General features: G+C 46.0%; 19 protein-coding genes. 7 read left to right on the top strand and 12 right to left on the bottom strand.

Annotated features, from left to right (window positions below; all coding sequences use genetic code 11):
- Positions 1–20: 20 nt before the first annotated feature.
- The 6 genes from QT979_RS18945 to der form a co-directional block, all read right to left on the bottom strand.
- A complete protein-coding gene (locus QT979_RS18945; RefSeq protein ID WP_333311390.1) occupies positions 21–686 on the bottom strand; it encodes a YggS family pyridoxal phosphate-dependent enzyme in 666 nt (221 codons plus the stop codon).
- Between the two features lie 72 nt (positions 687–758).
- The gene (gene pipX / locus QT979_RS18940) at positions 759–1,028 is read right to left on the bottom strand and encodes a transcriptional coactivator PipX (protein ID WP_333058020.1); all 270 of its coding nucleotides are present in this window, start codon (positions 1,026–1,028) and stop codon (positions 759–761) included.
- Between the two features lie 42 nt (positions 1,029–1,070).
- Positions 1,071–1,529, bottom strand: coding sequence for a holo-ACP synthase (gene acpS, locus QT979_RS18935; RefSeq protein ID WP_333211847.1), 459 nt, complete (start codon positions 1,527–1,529; stop codon positions 1,071–1,073).
- Positions 1,530–1,694: 165 nt separating this feature from the next.
- Positions 1,695–2,690 (bottom strand): energy-coupling factor transporter transmembrane protein EcfT, encoded by a 996-nt coding sequence (locus tag QT979_RS18930; protein ID WP_333211849.1) that lies wholly within the window; start codon positions 2,688–2,690, stop codon positions 1,695–1,697.
- A gap of 314 nt (positions 2,691–3,004) precedes the next feature.
- Positions 3,005–3,376, bottom strand: a complete 372-nt coding sequence (locus QT979_RS18925; protein WP_333211850.1) for a four helix bundle protein — start codon at positions 3,374–3,376, stop codon at positions 3,005–3,007.
- 164 nt (positions 3,377–3,540) lie between these two features.
- Positions 3,541–4,902, bottom strand: coding sequence for a ribosome biogenesis GTPase Der (gene der, locus QT979_RS18920; protein ID WP_333211852.1), 1,362 nt, complete (start codon positions 4,900–4,902; stop codon positions 3,541–3,543).
- 356 nt (positions 4,903–5,258) lie between these two features.
- Between der and QT979_RS18915 the strand changes: the two genes are divergently transcribed.
- Together QT979_RS18915 and QT979_RS18910 are read left to right on the top strand one after the other, a co-directional pair.
- Positions 5,259–5,846, top strand: coding sequence for an acireductone dioxygenase (locus QT979_RS18915; protein ID WP_333211854.1), 588 nt, complete (start codon positions 5,259–5,261; stop codon positions 5,844–5,846).
- A 43-nt stretch (positions 5,847–5,889) separates the two neighbouring features.
- Positions 5,890–6,489, top strand: a complete 600-nt coding sequence (locus QT979_RS18910) for a class I SAM-dependent methyltransferase (RefSeq protein ID WP_333211855.1) — start codon at positions 5,890–5,892, stop codon at positions 6,487–6,489.
- Between the two features lie 242 nt (positions 6,490–6,731).
- Here the strand turns inward: QT979_RS18910 and QT979_RS18905 are convergent, their stop codons facing one another.
- The 4 genes from QT979_RS18905 to QT979_RS18890 form a co-directional block, all read right to left on the bottom strand.
- A complete protein-coding gene (locus QT979_RS18905; protein ID WP_333211857.1) occupies positions 6,732–7,550 on the bottom strand; it encodes a hypothetical protein in 819 nt (272 codons plus the stop codon).
- Positions 7,551–7,720: 170 nt separating this feature from the next.
- Positions 7,721–8,218 (bottom strand): DUF732 domain-containing protein, encoded by a 498-nt coding sequence (locus QT979_RS18900; RefSeq protein ID WP_333311389.1) that lies wholly within the window; start codon positions 8,216–8,218, stop codon positions 7,721–7,723.
- Between the two features lie 166 nt (positions 8,219–8,384).
- A complete protein-coding gene (locus QT979_RS18895) occupies positions 8,385–8,999 on the bottom strand; it encodes a cupin domain-containing protein (protein ID WP_333311388.1) in 615 nt (204 codons plus the stop codon).
- Positions 9,000–9,149: 150 nt separating this feature from the next.
- Entirely contained in the window at positions 9,150–9,719 is a 570-nt protein-coding gene (locus QT979_RS18890; RefSeq protein ID WP_333211863.1) for a sigma-70 family RNA polymerase sigma factor, read from the bottom strand.
- Positions 9,720–10,340: 621 nt separating this feature from the next.
- Here QT979_RS18890 and QT979_RS18885 point away from each other — a divergent pair.
- From QT979_RS18885 to QT979_RS18875, 3 genes are all read left to right on the top strand, one after another.
- Positions 10,341–11,555 (top strand): DUF4331 domain-containing protein, encoded by a 1,215-nt coding sequence (locus QT979_RS18885; protein ID WP_333311387.1) that lies wholly within the window; start codon positions 10,341–10,343, stop codon positions 11,553–11,555.
- Between the two features lie 184 nt (positions 11,556–11,739).
- Positions 11,740–13,146, top strand: coding sequence for a hypothetical protein (locus QT979_RS18880; RefSeq protein ID WP_333311386.1), 1,407 nt, complete (start codon positions 11,740–11,742; stop codon positions 13,144–13,146).
- Between the two features lie 272 nt (positions 13,147–13,418).
- On the top strand, positions 13,419–14,921 hold the full coding sequence (locus QT979_RS18875; protein ID WP_333311385.1) for a HoxN/HupN/NixA family nickel/cobalt transporter: 1,503 nt from the start codon (positions 13,419–13,421) through the stop codon (positions 14,919–14,921).
- Between the two features lie 120 nt (positions 14,922–15,041).
- Here QT979_RS18875 and QT979_RS18870 read toward each other — a convergent pair whose 3' ends face one another.
- Positions 15,042–15,479, bottom strand: coding sequence for a DUF6918 family protein (locus tag QT979_RS18870; protein ID WP_333311384.1), 438 nt, complete (start codon positions 15,477–15,479; stop codon positions 15,042–15,044).
- A gap of 523 nt (positions 15,480–16,002) precedes the next feature.
- Positions 16,003–16,185 (bottom strand): hypothetical protein, encoded by a 183-nt coding sequence (locus tag QT979_RS18865; RefSeq protein WP_333080764.1) that lies wholly within the window; start codon positions 16,183–16,185, stop codon positions 16,003–16,005.
- Between the two features lie 372 nt (positions 16,186–16,557).
- Between QT979_RS18865 and QT979_RS18860 the strand changes: the two genes are divergently transcribed.
- On the top strand, positions 16,558–18,222 hold the full coding sequence (locus QT979_RS18860; protein WP_333311383.1) for a Ycf66 family protein: 1,665 nt from the start codon (positions 16,558–16,560) through the stop codon (positions 18,220–18,222).
- A gap of 310 nt (positions 18,223–18,532) precedes the next feature.
- The gene (gene cobQ, locus QT979_RS18855) at positions 18,533–19,999 is read left to right on the top strand and encodes a cobyric acid synthase CobQ (protein ID WP_333311382.1); all 1,467 of its coding nucleotides are present in this window, start codon (positions 18,533–18,535) and stop codon (positions 19,997–19,999) included.
- Positions 20,000–20,086 lie beyond the last annotated feature (87 nt).

Raw genomic sequence — 20,086 nt, 5'->3', positions numbered from 1 at the left:
TATCAGAAGATTTCAATTATTTATCCCCTCCTAGAGCCAAATAAGGTTTGTCCTAGCCGTACCATAGTAGCACCTGCTTGAATTGCCAAATGATAATCTCCCGACATCCCCATCGAGAGCTGCTGCATTTGAATGCAGGGCAAATTTTGGTGCTGGATTTTCTGTGCAAGTTCGCGAGTGCTGTTAAATAATTCGAGGATTTGCGAGTCATCTAATCCCAGCGGAGGAATTGTCATCAAACCTTGAATTTTGATATGCTGACATTTGTTGAGTTCTGGAAGGTCGGCCAGCAGTTCTGGAACGCTCCAGCCGTATTTGTCCGGGTCGGGCAACATTTTGACTTGCAGGCACACTTGTGGAGAGCAGGACATTTCCCCCGCCAAGCGCGAAAGTCGCTGAGCGAGTTTTAAATTGTCGAGAGAGTGAATCCACTGGAAATGCTCTAGGGCTTTGGCGACTTTGTTGGCTTGCAAGTGGCCGATCAAGTGCCAGTTGATATCCGGTAAATCTTGCAGTTGGCTTTGTTTTTCGGCAGCCTCTTGAACCTTACTCTCGCCAAAATCCCGGATACCGCCGTCGTATGCTTCGCGGATAGCATCAGTCGGTACCTGTTTGGTAACGGCAATTAACCGCACTGAGTCCGGCAAGTGTTGGCGAATGCTTTTAATTCGAGAGGCTATGGTCATGGGTACTCAACGCTCTTGACGGGAGGGAAGGAAAATTAAGACAGTTACCAATTACCAAATTACTGATTTTCGTTATTGAAATGTGCGCTGGTGAATGGTCTGCAATTGGTCGTACTCGTGATATTGACCGCTGCGACGCAGGGTTCGCAGGCGAATTTCAACCATGAGGCGAGCGTCGGAGCGGCTAATTGGTTCAAATCTCAGCCCGCCAGGGCCGTTTGTCACCAAAAAAAACAGGCGCTGGGCGTATAGGGTGGTAAATAATTCTTGGCTGTCTTCAACCTGGGATACCCTGAAGAGGAGGCCAAAGTTTGGATGATTCAGGTAAGTTTCGGTAGTCATTCACGCTCACAATCGATCAATTTTAGATTAAAGATTTAGATTTTAGATTTTAGTTTCGCTCGATCGCCCGACGGTGTTGTTTGACGGCGGGCTACAAAGGGCGATCGCCGTAGCCGTGCAGTAGTCTCCGTCGTGGCTGAGGCTTAATTGCCACTGGCAATTTCCCCAAACAGAGGCTTGTGCTGCTGCGGTTCCGTGCAGTTGCACATTGGGAGCACCGTTTTCGGAGCGCCGAATTTCCACATCTGCATACCGTATTCCCCGCCATCCCGTGCCTAGAGCTTTGACAACGGCTTCTTTTGCTGCCCAGCGCCCCGCTAGCTGGTTGCAGGAAACTCGATTCATTTTACCTTTAATGCTGCTGTGTTGAGAATTTAGTTGCCCGCAATCCCTTTGTTCGGCGGGCGTGTAAACTTTTTCGAGGAAGCGATCACCAAACCGATCTAATGCGGCTTGTATGCGCGGAACATATACAATATCTGTCCCAAGATAGATGTTCAAGGTCTTGGTTCTCTAAATATTTGTCTCCATTACTTTAGCAGGACTGTCGCGCACCAGACAAAACTTACTCAAATCTAGGCCGGTGTTCCAAACCCCGCTCGAATCAGTCATTCCCAATTCTTCAATATTATTCAATCTAAAATCTAAAATCTAAAATCTAAAATCTCAACTGTCCCAGCCCCAAACGAAGCGGGCGCTCCAGAGGACGAGCAAGCAGCCGAGGGCGATCCAGTCTCGGATTTTCAATTGCAACTGGTGCCATTCTACCCGGTGTCGATCGGGACTGGTGAAGCCGCGAACTTTCATGGCGCTGGCAATTTGTTCAGCTCGCAGGAGCAAGTTTTCTAACAGCCGCTCTGCTATCATCAACCACACTTGAGCTGCGCTGCGAAATCCGAGTTTTTTCCAGTTTATCGCTCTGGTTCTGACCGATCGCACTAAATTTTGTATTTCTTCCAATACTAGGGGAATGAATCGCAAAGATAAAGTTAATGTTAAGGCTATTTCGGTAATAGGCCAGTTCAAGCGGCGCAAGGGCTGCATTAAGTTTTCAAGGGCGGCGGTAATTTCTTCGCTGGCTGTGGTGAGAAGGTAGAGGTTGGTGCTGTAAATTACTGTGAAAAATAGGGTGCTGACGTTGATAGCTAAATCTAGGGATTTGCGAGTGATTTTAATCGGGCCTTGTTTGAATACAACGTAACGGTAGTTTGTGGGTTGGGGGAGTTGATTTGAGTTTTGGGCTTTGGGATTGGGGATTGGGGAGTTTGAGCCTAAGTTAAAAGATTGGTACCAGGGTTTGGGCTTTTGAGGGGGCGAAAGGGTTGCCGGCTGTTGGGAAAAGGCTAATTCGTCGGCGGGGATGCGGGGCTGGTGTTCTGCGGGGAGTCCGTCGGGGGCGATCGCGCTGAGGCAAAATACTAATAGGCAGAATAGCAGCAGCATTCCCATTTGCTGTTTCCACACGCGCCAGGGAATTGCTGCTGTTAGTGTGAGTACGATTAACATTCCTACTAGCATCAACCGCCAGATGGGATTGGCGAGTATGGGTGCAATCAGAAATGTCATCAACCAAGCTAATTTTACGCGGGAGTCTAGCCGGTGAAGCCAGGTTACTGGTTGTTCTAGGTAAAGTCCTATGGGGAGCGATCGAAGTAAGTCCATCTTGTCGATTTTAGATTTTAGATTTTAGATTTTAGATTGATTGATTGATTGATTGATTGATTGATTGAGGGATTGATTGATTGAGGGATTGATTGATTGAGGGATTGATTGAGGGATTGATTGAGGGATTGAGGGATTGAGGGATTGATTGAGGGATTGAGGGATTGAGGGATTGAGGGATTGATTGAGGGATTGAGGGATTGAGGGATTGATTTTTGAATGGGATTATTTGATTGAGCAATTGATTTTTTGAGTGGGGATTATTTGATTGTTTGATTTTTGAGAGAAAATTTTTGTTGAATTTTGACATTTTTTTATTTGCGATTTGCTGTTGGGTTTTTAGCAATTAAAGTTTTGATGGACGCAACTGTCATCGCTAAAATCTCATTGGTTTCTGACATGATACTTTTCAATTTAGTGGCATCTACCAATTCAGCTTCAACTATTAACTCCATCCAGTAAAGACTTTCATCCGCTTCTTCTTCCACTATCCTGAGTTTAGAAATTAAGTCTGCTGTTGACTTAGCACGACAAGCCGCTCGATAATTGGCTCCTACAGAAGTTGCTGAACGAATTAACTGCTTGCCAATTACCTGAGAAGCGGAGCCTTTGGGCAGCGCATCTACTAGCTTAATAACTCTCAATGCTAGCTGCTTTGTTCTTCTTTTAAACTCTTGTTCGTCCACCTTGCGATTTTAGATTTTAGATTGTTTGATTTGGAATTGTTTCAAATACCAAGTAATTGAATTGCCAAGAGGCGAAGGAAGACAAAAGAAAAAAATCGCAACTTAATTATACCATTAAACTGCGTTTTCTCTTCAATCTAAAATCCAAAATCTAAAATCTAAAATCACTTGACCCGCAGTGCTCTGTTTGTTGTGCTCATTTCGGTGGCACGAACTTTTTTGCCTCTCCAAAGTAGCCGCATTGGTGTACCGGTAAAGCCTAGGTGTTTGCGGAATTGGCTTTCCATGTAGCGGCGGTAGTTTTCGGTGAAGCGTTTGGGATCGTTGACGAATAGGGCGATTGTCGGTGGCTGCGATCGCACTTGAGTACCGTAATAGATTTTGCCTTGTTTTCCTTGGCGGGTAACTGGGGCTGAGTGCCAGGTTGTGGCTTCTTCTATGACTTCGTTAATGACGGCGGTAGGGACGCGACGTTTGTGTTCGTCGGAGGCTTTATCTACTAATTCAATGATTTTTTCAACTCGCTGTCCACTCATGGCGCTAACAAAAATCATTTCTGCCCAGTCGAGGAAATAAAGTCGGGTTCTTACTTCTCTTTCGTACTCGTATATGGTGTCGGACTCTTTTTCTACGGCATCCCATTTGTTGACGACTATGATGCAGGCGCGACCTTCTTGGCTGATGCGATCGGCTAATTTTTGGTCTTGATCCGTAACGCCGTCAATTGCGTCAATTACTAACAGTATGACATTGGCGCGGCGGATGGCTTTGAAAGCGCGGTTGATCCCGAAAAATTCTGCGCCGTATTCGACGTTTTTCTTTTTGCGAATTCCGGCTGTGTCAATCAGGCGGTAGGTTTTACCGTTGCGTTCTACTAAGGTGTCGATCGCGTCGCGGGTTGTGCCGGAAATCGGGCTGACTATGGCGCGATTTTCTCCGAGAAAGGCGTTTAACAAACTCGATTTTCCGACGTTGGGACGACCGATAATTGCTACTTTAATTTCCTCAACTTCTGGTAATACTTCCGTGGGAAGGTAAGTAATTAATTTGTCAAGCAATTCGCCGGTGCCGTTGCCGTGAATGCCGGAAATTGGGTAAGGTTCTCCCATTCCCAATTGCCAAAAGTCTGCTGCTTGGGTGAGTCCTGTATTTTCCGATTCGCATTTGTTGACGGCGAGAATGACTGGGACTTTTTGCAGTCTCAGCCAAGATGCGATCGCTTCGTCGCCGCCGGTGAGCCCGGTTTTTCCGTCAACTACGAAAATGGCTGCGCTGGCTTCTGCGAGGGCCGCCATTGCTTGTTCGCGAATTAAAGGCAGAAATTCGGTCTCGTCGTCGAATACTAGCCCGCCGGTGTCTACGACTTGATATTCCCGATCGCCCCAGTATGCTGGTCTGTAAGTGCGATCACGCGTGATTCCTGGTTCGTCGTGGACGATCGCGTCTTGGGTGTTGGCTAAACGGTTGACGATCGTCGATTTGCCTACATTGGGGCGTCCAATAATAGCAACTATAGGTAGAGACATAAAAGTAGCAGCAATGAGGCTGCGCCGTAATTTTGAGCTTTAGTCTTGTATTGTAAGCTAATCTGACGAGATTTTTATAGATTGAGGCTGTGTTTCTGTCTTTTCATGCTGTAGGCGGTGTTTTACTGATCGCCCGTTTAAACATCGAACCCTAAAAAATAGCCACAGCCTATGGATCTGCATTCCCAGCCCCACTCTGAGAATTAGAAATAAAACTTAAATAACTCAACAAATCATCTCATCTGTGGTAATTCTTTGATGATTATGAAGGTAGATATAGGATTTTAGCGATCGGCTATTATTGAAAAAAAGCAGGAGTTTAGTTTTTGACGAAAGCTTAAAACAGCAGCTTAAAAATGGAAACTAAATTTCCCTCAAAGCTCAAAACATTAGGTGGTAATATGGCTGTTCTGCAACTAGAAGACGGTAGAACATATACGGATATCCGGGGGATCGCGAGTCAACTGGCCGTTTTAAATATTGAGATCGATTCCCTGCCCACAAACAAAAATCCGGCGTTTCAGGAACTGCTAGTTCAAGACATTCTCAATGTTACAGAAAAACAGCAGATTCTCGGAGCATTTAATAGCGAGTTTGAAGAGTTTAAGCGCGCCAGCGGATATAAGTGGTGCGACTTGAAAGTGCTGCATCCAGGTTCGCAGCAGATTTACGCGCTGATGACTCAAAGCGATCGCACTCACACCCACACAGATGCAGAAGTTCTTCACATTTTAGCTGGGGAATGCGTTTTTGGGTTTGTGTATTCTAACGGCTCTCAGGTACAATTAATGCTGCAAGCTGAAGAATACATTAAAGTGCCTGCCAATACCGAACATTGGTTTTATCTCACTCCGTCGCTGTACTTGAAAGCCTTGCAGTATTACACCAGTGCTCAAGGCTGGGTTCCTCAGTATACTAACAGGAAACTAAAAATTAAAAATTAAGAGCCAGAAGAAGAGGGGAAATTTGTAGAGGAGGAAGAAGAAGATGAAACAGAATTGGGTGACTTACTATCAAGCGGTGGAAGGTCGCCCGCCGCATGAAACTTTGCTGAAAGCTTTGTCAATTTTTGACACGGAACCGTTGCTAGATCGTCCTCGATTCGCTGTAGATTTAGGCTGTGGCGATGGACGAGATACGGTGGAACTCCTGCGTCGAGGCTGGCGGGTTTTAGCGATTGACAGGGAACAAAATGCCTTCGATCGCTTGCTGGATCGTCCGATTCAACGCGATCTGCTCCAAACTCAATTGATGCGTTTTGAAACCTTAACTTTGCCTCAATCGATCGATCTAATCAATGCCAGTTTTTGCCTTCCTTTTTGTCAGCCCGCCGATTTCCCCCATCTTTGGGAAACGATCGTGACATCGCTAAATCCAGGAGGATATTTCTGCGGTCAATTGTTTGGCGATCGCGACTCATGGGCTGTTTACCCCGATCGCACTCATCATACTCGCGAACAAATTCAAGTGCTGCTAAAGTCCTTGCAGATTGAGTGGTTTGACGAAGAAGAACATCCTGGAGTAACGGCGCTAGGCGAGGAAAAACACTGGCATATTTTTCACATTGTTGCTCGTAAGAGAGATTAATATATAGTGCCGACTGCTTAAAGAAGTCGGCACTCTCTTGAAGTCGGAGTTCTGGAAAAGTTGCAGCTCGTTTTTACTGAATTTTTCGGAATTTACCGTTAAATTAGCTTCCTAATTGCTAAGGAATGAAAAATAAAGAAGGTGACTAATAGAGCAATAGTTTACCTTGGATCAAAGCTTCTGGGGTTTAATTGTGCAAGTTATTGATTTTTCATTTTTTAGTCTCGAACCTTTCTGATTTTTTAAATGCTCTCAGCTTCATTAGGTGCCGCCATTTCAATTTCTTCGCAACGCTGCAAAAGCGCTTCTATTTCCTGAGCCAAAAAAATTACTTCCGGCCAAGAAGAACCGTTAATTAAATCTTGAGCGTGAGCTAATTTGTTTCTCAATGCTTCTGCTGACTTTAAAAAACGCTCCCCGTAGCGTTTGGATTTGAGCCCCAGCCGATCGACTATTTCAGCAGAAGTCAGGATTAAATCTCGCTTGTCGCAGAATTGCAGGTAATCAATTAAGTCAATTGCTTCATTTCGCGATCGCCCCAATTCCCAAAGGTGTTTGGCGGCTAAAATGCGATCGCCCTTAAGCAATTTTTGCCAAGAATCTTGGGGAAAGTAAATCCGCACGATCCGTAATAAATTCATTTCCAGAAGCGTCACCAATCCAAACAGCAGCATCCGCACCGGTGCTTTTTGCAAATCGCCGCAGGTAACGATCCCGTCGATCCTGTTGCTTTCTAATACAAATAATCTCGGTTTTTCTCGCAGCAGTGGCAGCAATTCCATCAAAGGAGTGGCGGCGGCAATTAATTGGGAGGGGTGAAAAATTTGCTGGTAGTCGCTGCACTTGCCTGTCTTTAAGTGCGATCGTTCTACATAGCCACAAACCGTGCCGTTTTCTTCGATACCGAGTACGTCAAAATCGCGGGCCTCCATCCACGATCGCAACTTGGCTGCGTCTTCGCAAGCGGGGACAGCTTTCAGCGGTTCCGCGAGATATTTAACTGTAATGCTGTCTTTGAATAAATCCCGCAAGTCGGCGGAACTTGATTTTAAATGTTTCATTTCCGGTAATTTCATGGATCGTTGCTGCAAGTAGAGACGCGGCATTACCGTGGGAAGCATCTCAGTTTTGTAACAAGTATTTTTTAGGAGTGGGAGGCGGACGATCGCACAGGGATAGTAAAAGCAAAACTGAGATGCTCGCTTAGCGTGTCTCTCCAAATTTCATGATATTACTTACTGGCTAACTCCGGGCAATAATGGTTGGCGGCAAGAGTAGTAATAATATCGGCATCCGCCAGAAAACTTTCTTTGACAGTTGGATTTTCGATACTCGCTGCTTGCCCGATCGCTCTTAATTTAACTTCCGGCAGAGAAACTCCCGATTTTGCTTCCGCACACATTCTTTTAGCGGCCGCAATTTTTTGACCAGGGGCCCTTTGGATGGCTTGCAGTAAATTATCCGTTGCTTCGGGAGAGTAACTTTTTGCTAAGCGTTTGTAGTCTTCGAGAAATTTCCCATCGTTTCCTGTCAGCTTAATGTCTGATTCTTGAGGCGAACACAACAAATTTAAGTTAATTACTTCTCCCACTGAATTAACAAGAAAACATCCTTCGCGTTCTTGGGCGATCGCGCTTTGGTTGCTGGGTACAAATTGTATAATAACGGCGGATATAACAGCAGTTAAGCGCGAGTAATTTAGCATGGAAATTATGTAATATATTGGCATTTTTAACCGCAGAATGCGGAGCAAGGCGGGTGTTTTTGAGTGAGAGCGTGTCTGGTAAATTAACCAAAATAATTGTAGGGTCTGGTTTCACCAACAATCTGTAATTCTAACTAAAAATCTACATAAGCCCGCCCTCCAAGCTGTCGGTAATTCAACAAACATAATATCAGACGAGCATTTCGTTGTCTATGGAAGTTTTCATTAACAGCAAACATCCCCCTTGTGTGAGGGAGGAATGTATGGAACCGGGAACCGATCGAATGTAGTCGCCTTGATGGCAAATTTCCCCTTCTACAATTAAGTCTCCTTCTAATACAAACACTTCCTCCGAGGCAGCGTGTCGGTGCAGGGGAAATGTTACTCCCGGTTCAAGTCGCAGCAAGCAGGTAATTTGGCGATTTGTTTTGTCAATATAAAGCTTGCCAAATGAGACTCCCGGAACTCCATAAGATTTCCATTTGACATCATTCGATCGCACGATTAAAGATGGAGCATTGTTCTCTGTTGGGGAGGTAACAATTGGCTCGATATTTACTGATTCTGCCTGGGTTGGCGGCAGTTCGGCTATGCGCTGTAACAGGCGGTTTTTGAGGTCGGGGGCGACTGGAACTGGGGGGGCTGTGTAGGCGATCGCGGCAATTGTTGATTCCAAAGCAGCTAATTCACTTGTAAGTTCTGCGGACTCTTTCAATTTCTCTGCAAATGCGCCGCGTTCTGACTCGTCGAGGATATCGAGAGCTTGAAGGGCTGCAAGGATTTTATATTCCTCGTCTGGCATCATTTCCATCTGTTTTCCGCCATTAATTGTAATTCAGCCTAGGTTGATTTTAAACTGGAAATTGGTCTGCTGCCCTCGCACTCAAGATGGATGATTGGAGAGGTCATAATTTTAGATTGAGGTTAAACAACTTAAATTTTGTTTTTTGACCATCTAAAAAAAATGTTCGCTCAAAGCTTGACGCAATTTGGAAATACCCAACCGAATTCTGGTTTTAATTGTACCTGTCGGGATACCAGTTTTAGCTGATATCGCGGCGCAAGTCAGCCCTTGGTAGTAGGCGAGTTCGATCGCCTCTTGCTGTTCCTTGGGCAGTTTTTCTAAGGCTGCTTTGACTTGTTCCCTGCGTTCTTTAAACATTGCATCTTCCATCGGTTCTGCAACGCTAGAGATGGGTATTTTAGCATCTTCCAGACAAGCTTCAGCAGCCCGGACTGTTCGCTGAATCGCTCGGAGCCGATCGAGGGAACGACTGCGGGTCAGCATGAACAACCACGTATCTGCTCGACTGCGAGAAGGATCGTAAGTTGCTGCTTTTTGCCAAATTTGGGAAAAAACATCGATTACCACTTCTTCAGCTTCTTCTACCGAACCCAGGATTTTGTAAGCGAGAGCGTAACTTGGGCGACCGTAGCGATCGTAAAGTTTAGCTAATGCCGTTTGGTCTTTCCGGGCAATCTGCACTAAAAGCAGCGATTCATCGCCTGACTTCTGGCCTGTCATTTCAGTGTACCCAAAATTTTTGTTTTGACGGCACAGATCCAAAATTAACAATTCGGCGTATATCACTACAGAACATAATTGTAAGTTTGAAGTTGGGGGTACAAGCGGGAGTATGCCTTTTCCGGCTAATTTTGTCGTGCTTTGAATTGTAAAAATCCCAAGTCATCTTGGATTTTACCACCTAATTAGTGATTTTTTGGAGACTTACCAATCCGCTTTATGCAGAACGAAAAAATCCCTGAGCGTGAAGAGTCAAAACCGCGCCATTCACTCGTTCCCAAGCTTTGTTCGATCGCTCCCAAGAAGAGTCTGGAAACCCATATAAGCGATGCTCTGTCTCTTGTATAGCGAGGGTGGATGTGTCTCCGATCGGGCATTTCCAAGAATAGTCCGGGAACGAGTAAATCCTTAATTACCCACTTTTTTACATAAATTAGTCTGGCAGCACAGATCCAAAATTGCCAAACCTTCGTATACCACCAATAGGAGAAGGCTCAGCAATAGCGCAAAAGCCCGACAGGTTGACAGATTTCAACCTGTTGCTACAAAAGTAAAACCCGCGAATGCGGGTTATTTACCATTGATTTGTGCAAAAATTTCATTGAAATAAAGGTGCTAACTGTGAAGCTCACAAAAAAAATTCGCCGAACCATACTAGCTATTGAAGTAGCTCTAATTGCTCTATTAACTCCAGGGATAATTGTTGCTTCCGACCACGACGACGGCGAAGTAGATATCAAAGGTCGCGCGGTCAATTTAACTGACCTGTATGTATATCGCGAAAAAGACCAAAACTCCGGTGCTGCGGACGGGGATTTAGTATTTACTATGAATTCAAATCCCAGGTCTGTCGCCCGTTATCAATATTATTTCAGCACTACAGCCCTCTACCAATTTCATATCACGCAGGTAGGTGACGTGAATTCTACACCTACTGGACGCTCGGATATTATCTTGCGGTTTGCCTTCAGTCCGCCTAACAATCAAGGTATGCAAGCGGTAGCTGTAACTGTTGTTCGCAACGGCTCGGAGACAACTACTAAGGCTACAGTTAACGGCGGGCTAATTGCCACAACTCCGCTGAATTCTAATGCTGTTTTGAATACAGTACCTGTGGGCGGTTCTAACTTGACTGTATTTGCGGGTTTACGGGAAGACCCGTTTTTCTTTGATGTGGAACAATTTTTTAGAGTTCGCGCCGCAGCTTTGGGAACGGGGCCGCGCACTGCTTTTAAAGAACCGAGTCAAGCGATCGACTTTACTAAAGGTTACAACGTCAATACAATTGCTGTCCGCGTTCCGAAAGCGTTTTTGCAAGCAGGAACAGGGGCTAATACTTTTGATGTTTGGTCAACAGTTTCGATCCGGGATGGAGCTGGCGGTTTTAAACAATTCGAGCGTTTAGCAAGACCTGCAATTAATGAGGGTTTGATAGTTACTCCCGCTTATCTGGAAGCATTCAATAATATTCCTCCGAGATCGGATTTGAGCGCTGCTGCTGCTCCGGTGCGTCAGGAAGCTGTTGCTACTCTGAATGCTGTCGATCTTTTGGACGGTCGGGATAATGTCGATCCAAATGCGATCGCCGGAGCTTTCTTACCCGATGTCATGCGGATTGATACCACAAAAACCAGCGGCTACGCTAGCGCTACAAATGCTCAAGGAAGCTTGATCGGAGGTCGTATGCTGATGGACGACGTTATTGATATCACTCTGGGAGCTTTGGTGGGTTCTCCGGTTGGCGATAACGTTTCATATAACGGAACTCCGGGAAATCCGGCTCAGGGACACAAACCTTTAGAACGGAATTTTCCTTATTTGGCTTTGCCTAATTAGTCAGTTGACAGTTGACAGTTGACAGTTGACAGTTGGCAGTTGACAGCTCTATGAATGTAGGGTGCGTCGCTATGAGATTTTTAATGAAACTTGCAGATTATAGATGGCGACGCACCTTACCACAATAGAAAAGACTTTTTTTGACCGCAGATGAAGGCGGATTAACGCAGATGAACGCGGATGTATGAAAACTAAAACTAAACCGGAAATAAAATCTAATCTTTTCTCGTGGTGGCTGCTGATAGTAGTTCCTTTAGTTGGGATGGTAGTAGTAAATTTATCTCCTAATTGGCGTTTTATTTCAGGATTTGTTCCTAACAAAAGTCCCGAAAATCTCGATACTAATTACCGATATCATTTTTCGGAAAGTTTGAGAAATAATCCCAATCAAAAGGAAGCAATTCAGCAAGAGATTGCTTTTTACCAGCAGCGGTTGGCCGTTGATTCCCGCAGCGGTTTGAACCGGGCGGCGCTGGCGGGAGCTTATTTAAAAATGGCTCGCGCTACTGGGGAGGGAGGTTGGTTTTTATTGGCAGAACAAGCGGCTCAAAGGTCGATCGCCGATTTGCCTTTTGACAACAAAGGTGCGCTGTTAGTTTTAGCTCGGATTGCTGAGGCGAGACACGATTTTGCTACTGCTTTGCGCTTTGCTAAACAGGCGGGTTCTGATAATGAAGATGCGATCGCCCTTTCAGTTACATCTCACTTAGCGATGGGTAAAGTGAGCGAGGCAAATGCAGCCGCAGAAGCCTTAGTTAACCGGATTCCTAACTTGGGTTCTCTCACTTTGAGAGCTTTAGCGAGAGAGTCTCAGGGCCGAGATGCTGAGGTTTTGCAGGATTACCGGCAAGCAATGGCGGCGGAGGAACCGGGAGAGGTTGCTGGTTCGGCGCGGGCCCGATCGCTCTTGGGTCGATTTTACGCGCGTCGCGGGCAGTTTGTGCAGGCGAAAGCGCTGTTTTTGGAGGCGCTGCGGTTGGTGCCGCGATACCCGCTGGCGCTGATTTATTTGGCGGATTTGGAGACGCGGCAGGGCAATTATCGGGAGGCGGAAGGCTATTACAGCAAGGTTTCTGCGTATTCTGGCCCGGTTGCGACTGTGTTCGATCGCATTGTCGATCGCGGTATGGCGAGGGTGAAGGATTTGCAGGGTGATGCGATCGAATCCCGGCGACTTCGCGACAAAGCAGAAGCAGGGCTGCGACAGGAACAGGTTTCTGGAGCTCGCGGTTTCGGACACCGGCGCGATTTGGCAAGTTTGCTGCTGGAAAAAGGTCGATCGCAGGATGTTGCGGAAGCGCTGGTGTTAATGCAGGATGAGGTGAAAATTCGGCGGGATGCTGTGACGTTGGATACTTTGGCTTGGGCGCTTTCCGCCGCTGGGGAATGGCAAAAGGCCGATCGAGTGATGGCCGAAATAGTGCGATCGGGCATTCGGGATGCGGGTATGTTTTACCGGGCTGCTGCGATCGCCCGTACTTTAGGTAAGGATGCTGAATCTCGCGCTTATTTTCAAAAGTCCAAGGAAATTGACCCGAATTTTGACGATCGATCTCGCCAAGCATTAGGTTTGGGAAGTTATGAATTTTGAGATTAGCTAATAGCAGCCATTCGGCAAAGTTCGCTATTCCGTCAATCCGCCAGGGGTTTCAACCCCTGGCTAAAAGCTTAAGTCCTGTCAAGAGGACTAAAAGATTTCACTAAAAAGTAAAAAATCTTTTAGTCGGTTGAAACCGACTTTCGCTATGAGACAGGGGTTTCAACCCCTGGCGGACTGTGAGACTCACGAAAAGATTGATCGCCTCAAAAATCCCAACAAACACAAATAATTCACAAACAAATTACCTAAAAACGAAGGTATTTATGCACTATAAGTTGAACCAATTACTAAGGTTTTTCCTCCTATTCTTCCTGACACTTTCCTTGTTACTAACAACCTCAACCAGACCAGTTTACTCGCACTGGTCAGACTTATCCGTAGCAGAAATAGTAGTCAAAGATTTGCAAACCGAAATAACATTAACTTTCCCAACCGGTTTAACAAACTTCGCCGACGACAATCGAGACAGCCAGCTACAACCTGCTGAAGTTCGCAAGCACCAAACACAGCTAGAAAAGTTTTTTAGCCAACAAATCCGCATCGCCAACAGTAGCAATATTCAAGGCTCCGTAGCAGTAAACCCGCTAGAAATAGCAGCTAAAACCGCCATTTCAATCCAGCAGCCGAATACCCACAGCACCTTAATTTTAGACTACACCTGGCCCGCACCTTCTCAAGATAAAACCCCCGCTTTGCCTGACTCAATTTCCATCTCCAAACCAGAGAAATTGCGGATTAATTACAATCTGTTTTTGCCCGAAGTTTCGACAGCTAGCTGCCAAGCCACGATTGTGCAAGCGGGTGCTGTAAAAAGCTTTGTATTTACGCCGCAAAACCGCGACTTTTTGTTAGCCGGAAATGAATCTCTCTGGGATTCAGGTTGGAGTTTTTTACTAGCAATAGCGGGAGCATTTGCTTGGGGATGCGTGCACGCGATGTCGCCCGGACACGGAAAAACCATAGTCGGCGCTTATTTAGTGGGTTCGCGGGCTACTCCCCTACACGCTTTATTTCTAGCAGCAACCACTACAATTACTCACACTGCCGGCGTGTTTGCGGTGGGCGGAATTACTTTGTTTGCTTCTAACTTAATTGATCCAGAAAAATTAGATCCTTGGCTAAGTTTAATCTCGGGTTTATTAGTGGCCTTCATCGGGCTAAATTTACTATTAAAAAAACTCAAGACTAGGTTAGTCGTGAAAACTGAATTTATCAAAAAAATTAAGACTAAATTTTTCAATAAAAACTGTTTTTTAAGAACGGAACTCCTTAATATAAACCGTGAGGAACCAGTAAACCTTTTAAATAGAGGAAGTTGGGAGAGAGAATTTACACCTGTAAAACCAGATATATCTCACCACTACCACCATCACGGAGACGGCCGGATTCATTCGCATTTGCCTCCTGGTGCTGACGGTTCTGCTATTACTTGGAAAAGCTTATTAGCGTTGGGGATTTCCGGCGGTTTGTTGCCTTGTCCTTCCGCTTTGGTGATGCTGTTGAGTGCATCGGCTTTGGGCAATGTTGCTTTGGGGATGACGTTAGTTGTAGCGTTTAGTTTGGGATTGGCTTTAGTGCTGAGTGCGATCGGATTAATCTTAGTTTATGCCAAACGAAATTTTGATAAACTGCCCAAACAGATCACAGCAGTCAAATTTATGCCGGCGATTAGCGCGATGTTTGTAATGTTATTGGGGTTGGGAATTACCGGACAGGCGATGTTGAAAATATTGGCTGCCAATCAATGGGTAGTTGGCAATGGATAAGCATAAAATTAGGACTCTCCCTCCTAACTACAAACTTACGAATAAGTCGGATTTGAGATACCCGATTTCTTGAAGAAGCCGGGTATCTGGGTATTCTGTTTTTTAGCCGTTGCTCACTTATCAGGCCGCACTATGTTTATTAATAATTTCGGCTAAATCCGGTACTCCGTTTTCCACGTAAGTCTTAGCTGAGGGGCGGAGTTTGGCATAGGCACCTTTAACCATCGATCTTGTGCTTTTCTCGACCCTTTTGTCACTTATCTGGAGCAATTCGTCTGCTACTTCACCTTTTCTTTGGGCTAGATATTCTACTGGGTTGCCATTGTTTACGGCTTCAGTCCACATCGGATCGAGTGCGATCGAGATTTCTGGCAGAAGTTGATCGAGGACTTGGGCGCAATAGTCAGCCCGTATCCCCTTGACAGTAGAGTAGGCAGCTTTAAGAGCCAAACCACCCAATCCCGGCGCTGCTGCAACTTGTTGGTCTATCAACTTTACACAGTCATCAACAAAAGTTTCTCTGTGGTTTTCATTCAAGAGAATATCGCTAAGTCCCATTTTCACTTTCCTTGATTTAATAGTCAATGTGCTTATACCAATTTTTTATGCGGCTGCATAGAATCCGATCACCCTGGCGCCCCCCTTAATAAGGGGGGAACAAGATTCTTATCAAAGTCCCCCTTCTTAAGGGGGATTTAGGGGGATCGAGATATGTGCAACTTTACAATAAATTGGTATTATTAGCTTCGATCTCAATCTGACATCATATATCTATTTTGAGCCATTACTCAAGGTTTCCCAAGTTTTTTAAGGTTTAAAAGTCTTTACTTGACAAGTTGATGTTGAGATTTGTCTAGTAGTATGTTATAGGAATTAATGTTCAATCTGCTACTCATTATTGACCTACGGTTTGTAGTAAGGGCTTTAGTCCTTATTAGGTGAGATTAATGAGGACTAAAGTCCTGACTACAAACTGATGAGTTGTGAACAGCCACATAGAAAAGAGGACAGCTCGAAAAAAATATTAGAAAGGCTCTGCCTAAGTCCGATCGCATTTGCACGTATGAGCTGGCACGTATCATTAGGATTGGACATTCGGCTGGATGCCTGCAGGTACTGCAACGATCGGAAGTTTCTGGGTTTGAGCCGGCCGATCGCTCGATCGCAATACCAAATTTTTCGGTAACGGCGCGGAAGTGCTGAGTCCGGGAAATATTTGAAGCGATAAGGTTAAGCCGGCAGCTAATAATAGTTTTTCTAACATGGCATTGTCTCCCATACATACGCCCTAGGGCATAATTCCTCTTACACCTACAACATATAAACATCCTCAGTCCCTTGGTGCGATCGCACGGGCATAGTTTAAGTGACATCTATCACCACTGAGCAGGGGGTGATGGGAATAGGGGGTGTGGGGATAGGGGGGTGATGGGAATAGGGGGTGTGGGGAAGATTGGGAAATCTTGACTCGCACTTCTGGCGTCAACATCCGTTGAACGTGTTAAATCCTATACACGGCGCATTGCCAAACTTCCCTAAAAATCAAGAATTGTCCTAGAGAAAGAAGCCGTTGAGTCTCTCTCAAAGGTAGAATTAGCGCGTAGAAGTTATTTGACACAGCGGAGGTACCGACAATATGCTTGCATACTTTCTGGCGTTAGCGGTCGGTCTAGGCAGCTTCAGTATTTACATGGCGGCCTTCTTTTTTCCAGAAGTACACCGCAAAAGTGATTTTACCTGGAGCGGGGTAGGGCTTTTTTATGCGTTAATTTTATGGGCTTGTGCGGGACGAATTACTGGTGCTCTCCTGCTTGGTCAAATGGCGGGCGTGGCGATGTTGGGCTGGTTTGCCTGGGAAACTCTGACTTTGCGCCGGCAGGTGACACCGGTTGCTGAGCAAACGCCGATTCCTCAGTCGGCGAATTTGGCTGCAGGAGGCGTGCCGTTTGCTGGCTTGTTTGCCAAGAAAAAAGAACCCGCAGCAGCGAAAAAACCTAAGTTTGTTCGATCGCCCAAACCGAAAACTGATGTGGTTCCAGCACCCACTCTGGATAAGGGCGAGGTAAAGCTAGAGGAACAACCGGCGATTCCCCCCATAGTTGAAAGTATTGCTGAAAGTGCGATCGCCCCAGACTTGAAAATTCCCGACTCGAAACCACCTGCAATTGCAGAAATACCCGTCTTTTCAGTCGAAACTCCTGCTGCTGAAACTTCACCAACCCCAGCAGAATTAGCCAGCAGCTTCACTCCTCTACCTCTACCTCTAGAAATTTCAGAAATAGCCGTTGCACCAAGTGTGGAGCCAGCAGAGGCTCAGCCAGAGCCTCAACAGCAGCCAGAAGCCGATGATTTTGACGAGGAAACAGAATGGAGGACAGCCGTTAAAGAGTCGCAGGCGGCAGCGGCAGCGGCGGCGGCCCCAACGGCGGCCCCAAATCCTCCTACTCCTCCTAAACCAGCTAAAAAAGCCGGCGGTTTCGGTAGTCTGTTTGACAATATCAAAAATAGTCTCGGCGGTATGTTGGGACGGGGTGCGGGTAAAAACAAGTCTGATGCAACTCCCCAGACGCCAAAACCTTCCGTGACTCCAGAATCGATCGCACCTGAATCTCAAATAACGGCAACTCCTGCACCGGGTATCGACCAAATTCTCGAATCCGAATTAGCCCAGGCGGCTGCGGAGGTGGCAGCCGAAACCAGCAACACTGTTGTGGAAACCAGCCTTGGAGTGCCGTTTCCCACCAATGTTGAAGCAATGGCCGAGTTGATGGCTACAGAAACCGCGAGTTCTGACACAATAGGGGACGGGACGATCGAAGATCGATCGTCCGCTGAAATTCAGACACCTCTGGCTGCAGTTGGTGAACCGGAAGCAGAAGCCCCGGCTGTATCTCTGGAAACCCAGACACCGCTGGCTGCAGTTGATGAACCGGAAGCAGCAGCAGGCGTACCGGAAGCAGAAGCCCCTGCTGTATCTCTGGAAATGACTGTGGTGGAAATGGCAGCGCCTGTAGAGATAGAAGTACCGGGAGAACCTGGGTTGAGCGTGCAGGTGGAAACGGTTTCAGTATCAGTGATCTCGATCGAATCCACAGATAAAACACCATCTTCTGAGGGAGAACAACCGGAATTGATTCGCCCGAATCCCCCCCCTTCCATAGATAAAACACCATCTTCTGAGGGAGAACAACCGGAATTGATTCGCCCGAATCCCCCCCCTTCGGAGCTAGTAGAAGCTGCTCGTGCGGCCGATGAATCCAAGTCTGAGAATGTATCCGGCGAAGATAAGCCGTCATCTTGAGGCAGAAAACAAAAGGTAGAAACCAGAATTTTTTTTTATTCTGCCTTCTGCCTTCTGCCTTCTTACTTCTTACTTCTTACTTCTTACTTTTTTCTTCTTACTTCTTACTTCTTACTTCTTACTTTTTTCTTCTGCCTTCTTCCCTCTTCCCTTTGCCTTCTGCCCTCTGCCTTCTGCCTTCTGCCTTCTTCCCTCTTCCTTCTTCGGACTGACATCCGTTACATCCGTTACATCCGTTACATCCGTTACATCCGTTACATCCGTTACAGAATCCGTTGCCGAACTTCCCTCTTCCTTCTCCCTTAATATTATGAAAGCAATTATGGTCGTGGGAACAACATCTCACGCAGGGAAATCATTACTCGTTGCAGCTTTGTGTAGAATCTTTAAGCGGCGAGGCTGGCGGGTAACTCCGTTTAAAGGTCAGAATATGGCCCTGAATTCCTATGTCACAGCGGCCGGCGGAGAGATTGGTTACGCTCAAGCAGTGCAAGCTTGGGCTGCGGGCGTCGCACCTTGGGTAGAAATGAATCCGATTTTGCTCAAGCCACAAGGAGACATGACTTCTCAATTGATTGTCAAGGGCCGGGCGATCGCCAATGTGCGAGCATCTCAATATTATGAACAGTATTTCGATATAGGCTGGCAAGCTATTCGGGACTCTTTAGAATTTCTCAAGCAAGAATTTGACATGATTGTGTGTGAGGGAGCCGGCAGCCCTGCTGAGATTAATCTCAAACACCGCGATTTAACAAATATGCGGGTAGCTAAATATTTAAAAGCTCGAACTTTGCTAGTAGTTGATATCGATCGCGGCGGTGCTTTTGCTCACATTATCGGTACTTTGGAATTGCTCGATCCAGACGAACGAGCTTTAATTAAAGGATTCATTATTAATAAGTTCCGAGGGCAAAAATCGATATTAGATCCGGGCCTGACTTGGCTAGAAGAAAGGACGGGAATCCCGGTAGTGGGCGTGATTCCTTGGATAGACGAAGTGTTTCCCTCAGAAGATTCTCTCGATTTGCTCGATCGGCGTTCTCCCAATTCTCAAACCGACATAAATATTTCAGTCATCCGCCTGCCCCGAATTTCCAATTTTACCGACTTTGACCCCCTGGAGTCGGAAACTACCGTCACAGTCAAATATGTCAGCCCAAAAGACCATTTAGGCCATCCAGACGCCGTGATTTTACCAGGCTCTAAAACTACAATTTCCGATTTACAGGTGCTGCGCCAAACAGGTATGGCAAAAGCTCTTCAAAATTATTTAGTAGCTGGCGGTACAGTCATGGGAGTTTGCGGCGGCTTTCAGATGCTGGGACAAAGTATCACCGATAAAGAAGGCATTGAGGGAGAAAAGGGAGAATTTCCAGGATTAGGATTGCTGCCTTTGAAAACTGCGATGGCACCGAACAAAATTGCCCGCCAACGAATCGTAACATCTAACTATCCTCAACCGGGTTTGCCAGTTTCCGGTTACGAAATTCATCAAGGAAAAACGCAAATCCTAGAGTCAGATTTGACTCAACCGCTATTTGACGATGCTAGTTTAGGCATTGTCAATACTTCTCAATCAATTTGGGGTACATACCTGCACGGCATCTTTGACAACGGAGCTTGGCGGCGAGCTTGGTTAAATCACTTGCGGCAGCAGCGGGGACTCCGCGCATTGCCTACAGGTATTCCTAATTACCGAGAACACCGAGAAACTCTGTTAGACTCTCTAGCAGATACTGTGGAAAAGCATTTAGATATAAAGCATATTTTAGGTTAATTAGTTAACTGTTGACAGTTGACAGTTGACAGTTGACAGTTGACAGTTGACAGTTGACAGTTGACAGTTGACAGTTGACAGTTGACA

Source organism: Microcoleus sp. w2-18bC1 (assembly GCF_036700365.1).
Lineage (GTDB): Bacteria > Cyanobacteriota > Cyanobacteriia > Cyanobacteriales > Microcoleaceae > Microcoleus.
The sequence above is the reverse complement of the archived record's forward strand: the minus strand, read 5'-3'. Positions and strand labels throughout refer to the sequence as shown.

What these genes read in the sequence shown, in the direction of transcription:
- QT979_RS18945 (WP_333311390.1), bottom strand. Translation starts at nt 686, where the DNA reads ATGACCATAGCCTCTCGAATTAAAAGCATTCGCCAACACTTGCCGGAC.
- pipX (WP_333058020.1), bottom strand. Translation starts at nt 1,028, where the DNA reads ATGACTACCGAAACTTACCTGAATCATCCAAACTTTGGCCTCCTCTTC.
- QT979_RS18930 (WP_333211849.1), bottom strand. Translation starts at nt 2,690, where the DNA reads ATGGACTTACTTCGATCGCTCCCCATAGGACTTTACCTAGAACAACCA.
- der (WP_333211852.1), bottom strand. Translation starts at nt 4,902, where the DNA reads ATGTCTCTACCTATAGTTGCTATTATTGGACGCCCCAATGTAGGCAAA.
- QT979_RS18915 (WP_333211854.1), top strand. Translation starts at nt 5,259, where the DNA reads ATGGAAACTAAATTTCCCTCAAAGCTCAAAACATTAGGTGGTAATATG.
- QT979_RS18910 (WP_333211855.1), top strand. Translation starts at nt 5,890, where the DNA reads ATGAAACAGAATTGGGTGACTTACTATCAAGCGGTGGAAGGTCGCCCG.
- QT979_RS18905 (WP_333211857.1), bottom strand. Translation starts at nt 7,550, where the DNA reads ATGAAACATTTAAAATCAAGTTCCGCCGACTTGCGGGATTTATTCAAA.
- QT979_RS18900 (WP_333311389.1), bottom strand. Translation starts at nt 8,218, where the DNA reads ATGCCAATATATTACATAATTTCCATGCTAAATTACTCGCGCTTAACT.
- QT979_RS18895 (WP_333311388.1), bottom strand. Translation starts at nt 8,999, where the DNA reads ATGATGCCAGACGAGGAATATAAAATCCTTGCAGCCCTTCAAGCTCTC.
- QT979_RS18890 (WP_333211863.1), bottom strand. Translation starts at nt 9,719, where the DNA reads ATGACAGGCCAGAAGTCAGGCGATGAATCGCTGCTTTTAGTGCAGATT.
- QT979_RS18880 (WP_333311386.1), top strand. Translation starts at nt 11,740, where the DNA reads ATGAAAACTAAAACTAAACCGGAAATAAAATCTAATCTTTTCTCGTGG.
- QT979_RS18875 (WP_333311385.1), top strand. Translation starts at nt 13,419, where the DNA reads ATGCACTATAAGTTGAACCAATTACTAAGGTTTTTCCTCCTATTCTTC.
- QT979_RS18870 (WP_333311384.1), bottom strand. Translation starts at nt 15,479, where the DNA reads ATGGGACTTAGCGATATTCTCTTGAATGAAAACCACAGAGAAACTTTT.
- QT979_RS18865 (WP_333080764.1), bottom strand. Translation starts at nt 16,185, where the DNA reads ATGTTAGAAAAACTATTATTAGCTGCCGGCTTAACCTTATCGCTTCAA.
- QT979_RS18860 (WP_333311383.1), top strand. Translation starts at nt 16,558, where the DNA reads ATGCTTGCATACTTTCTGGCGTTAGCGGTCGGTCTAGGCAGCTTCAGT.
- cobQ (WP_333311382.1), top strand. Translation starts at nt 18,533, where the DNA reads ATGAAAGCAATTATGGTCGTGGGAACAACATCTCACGCAGGGAAATCA.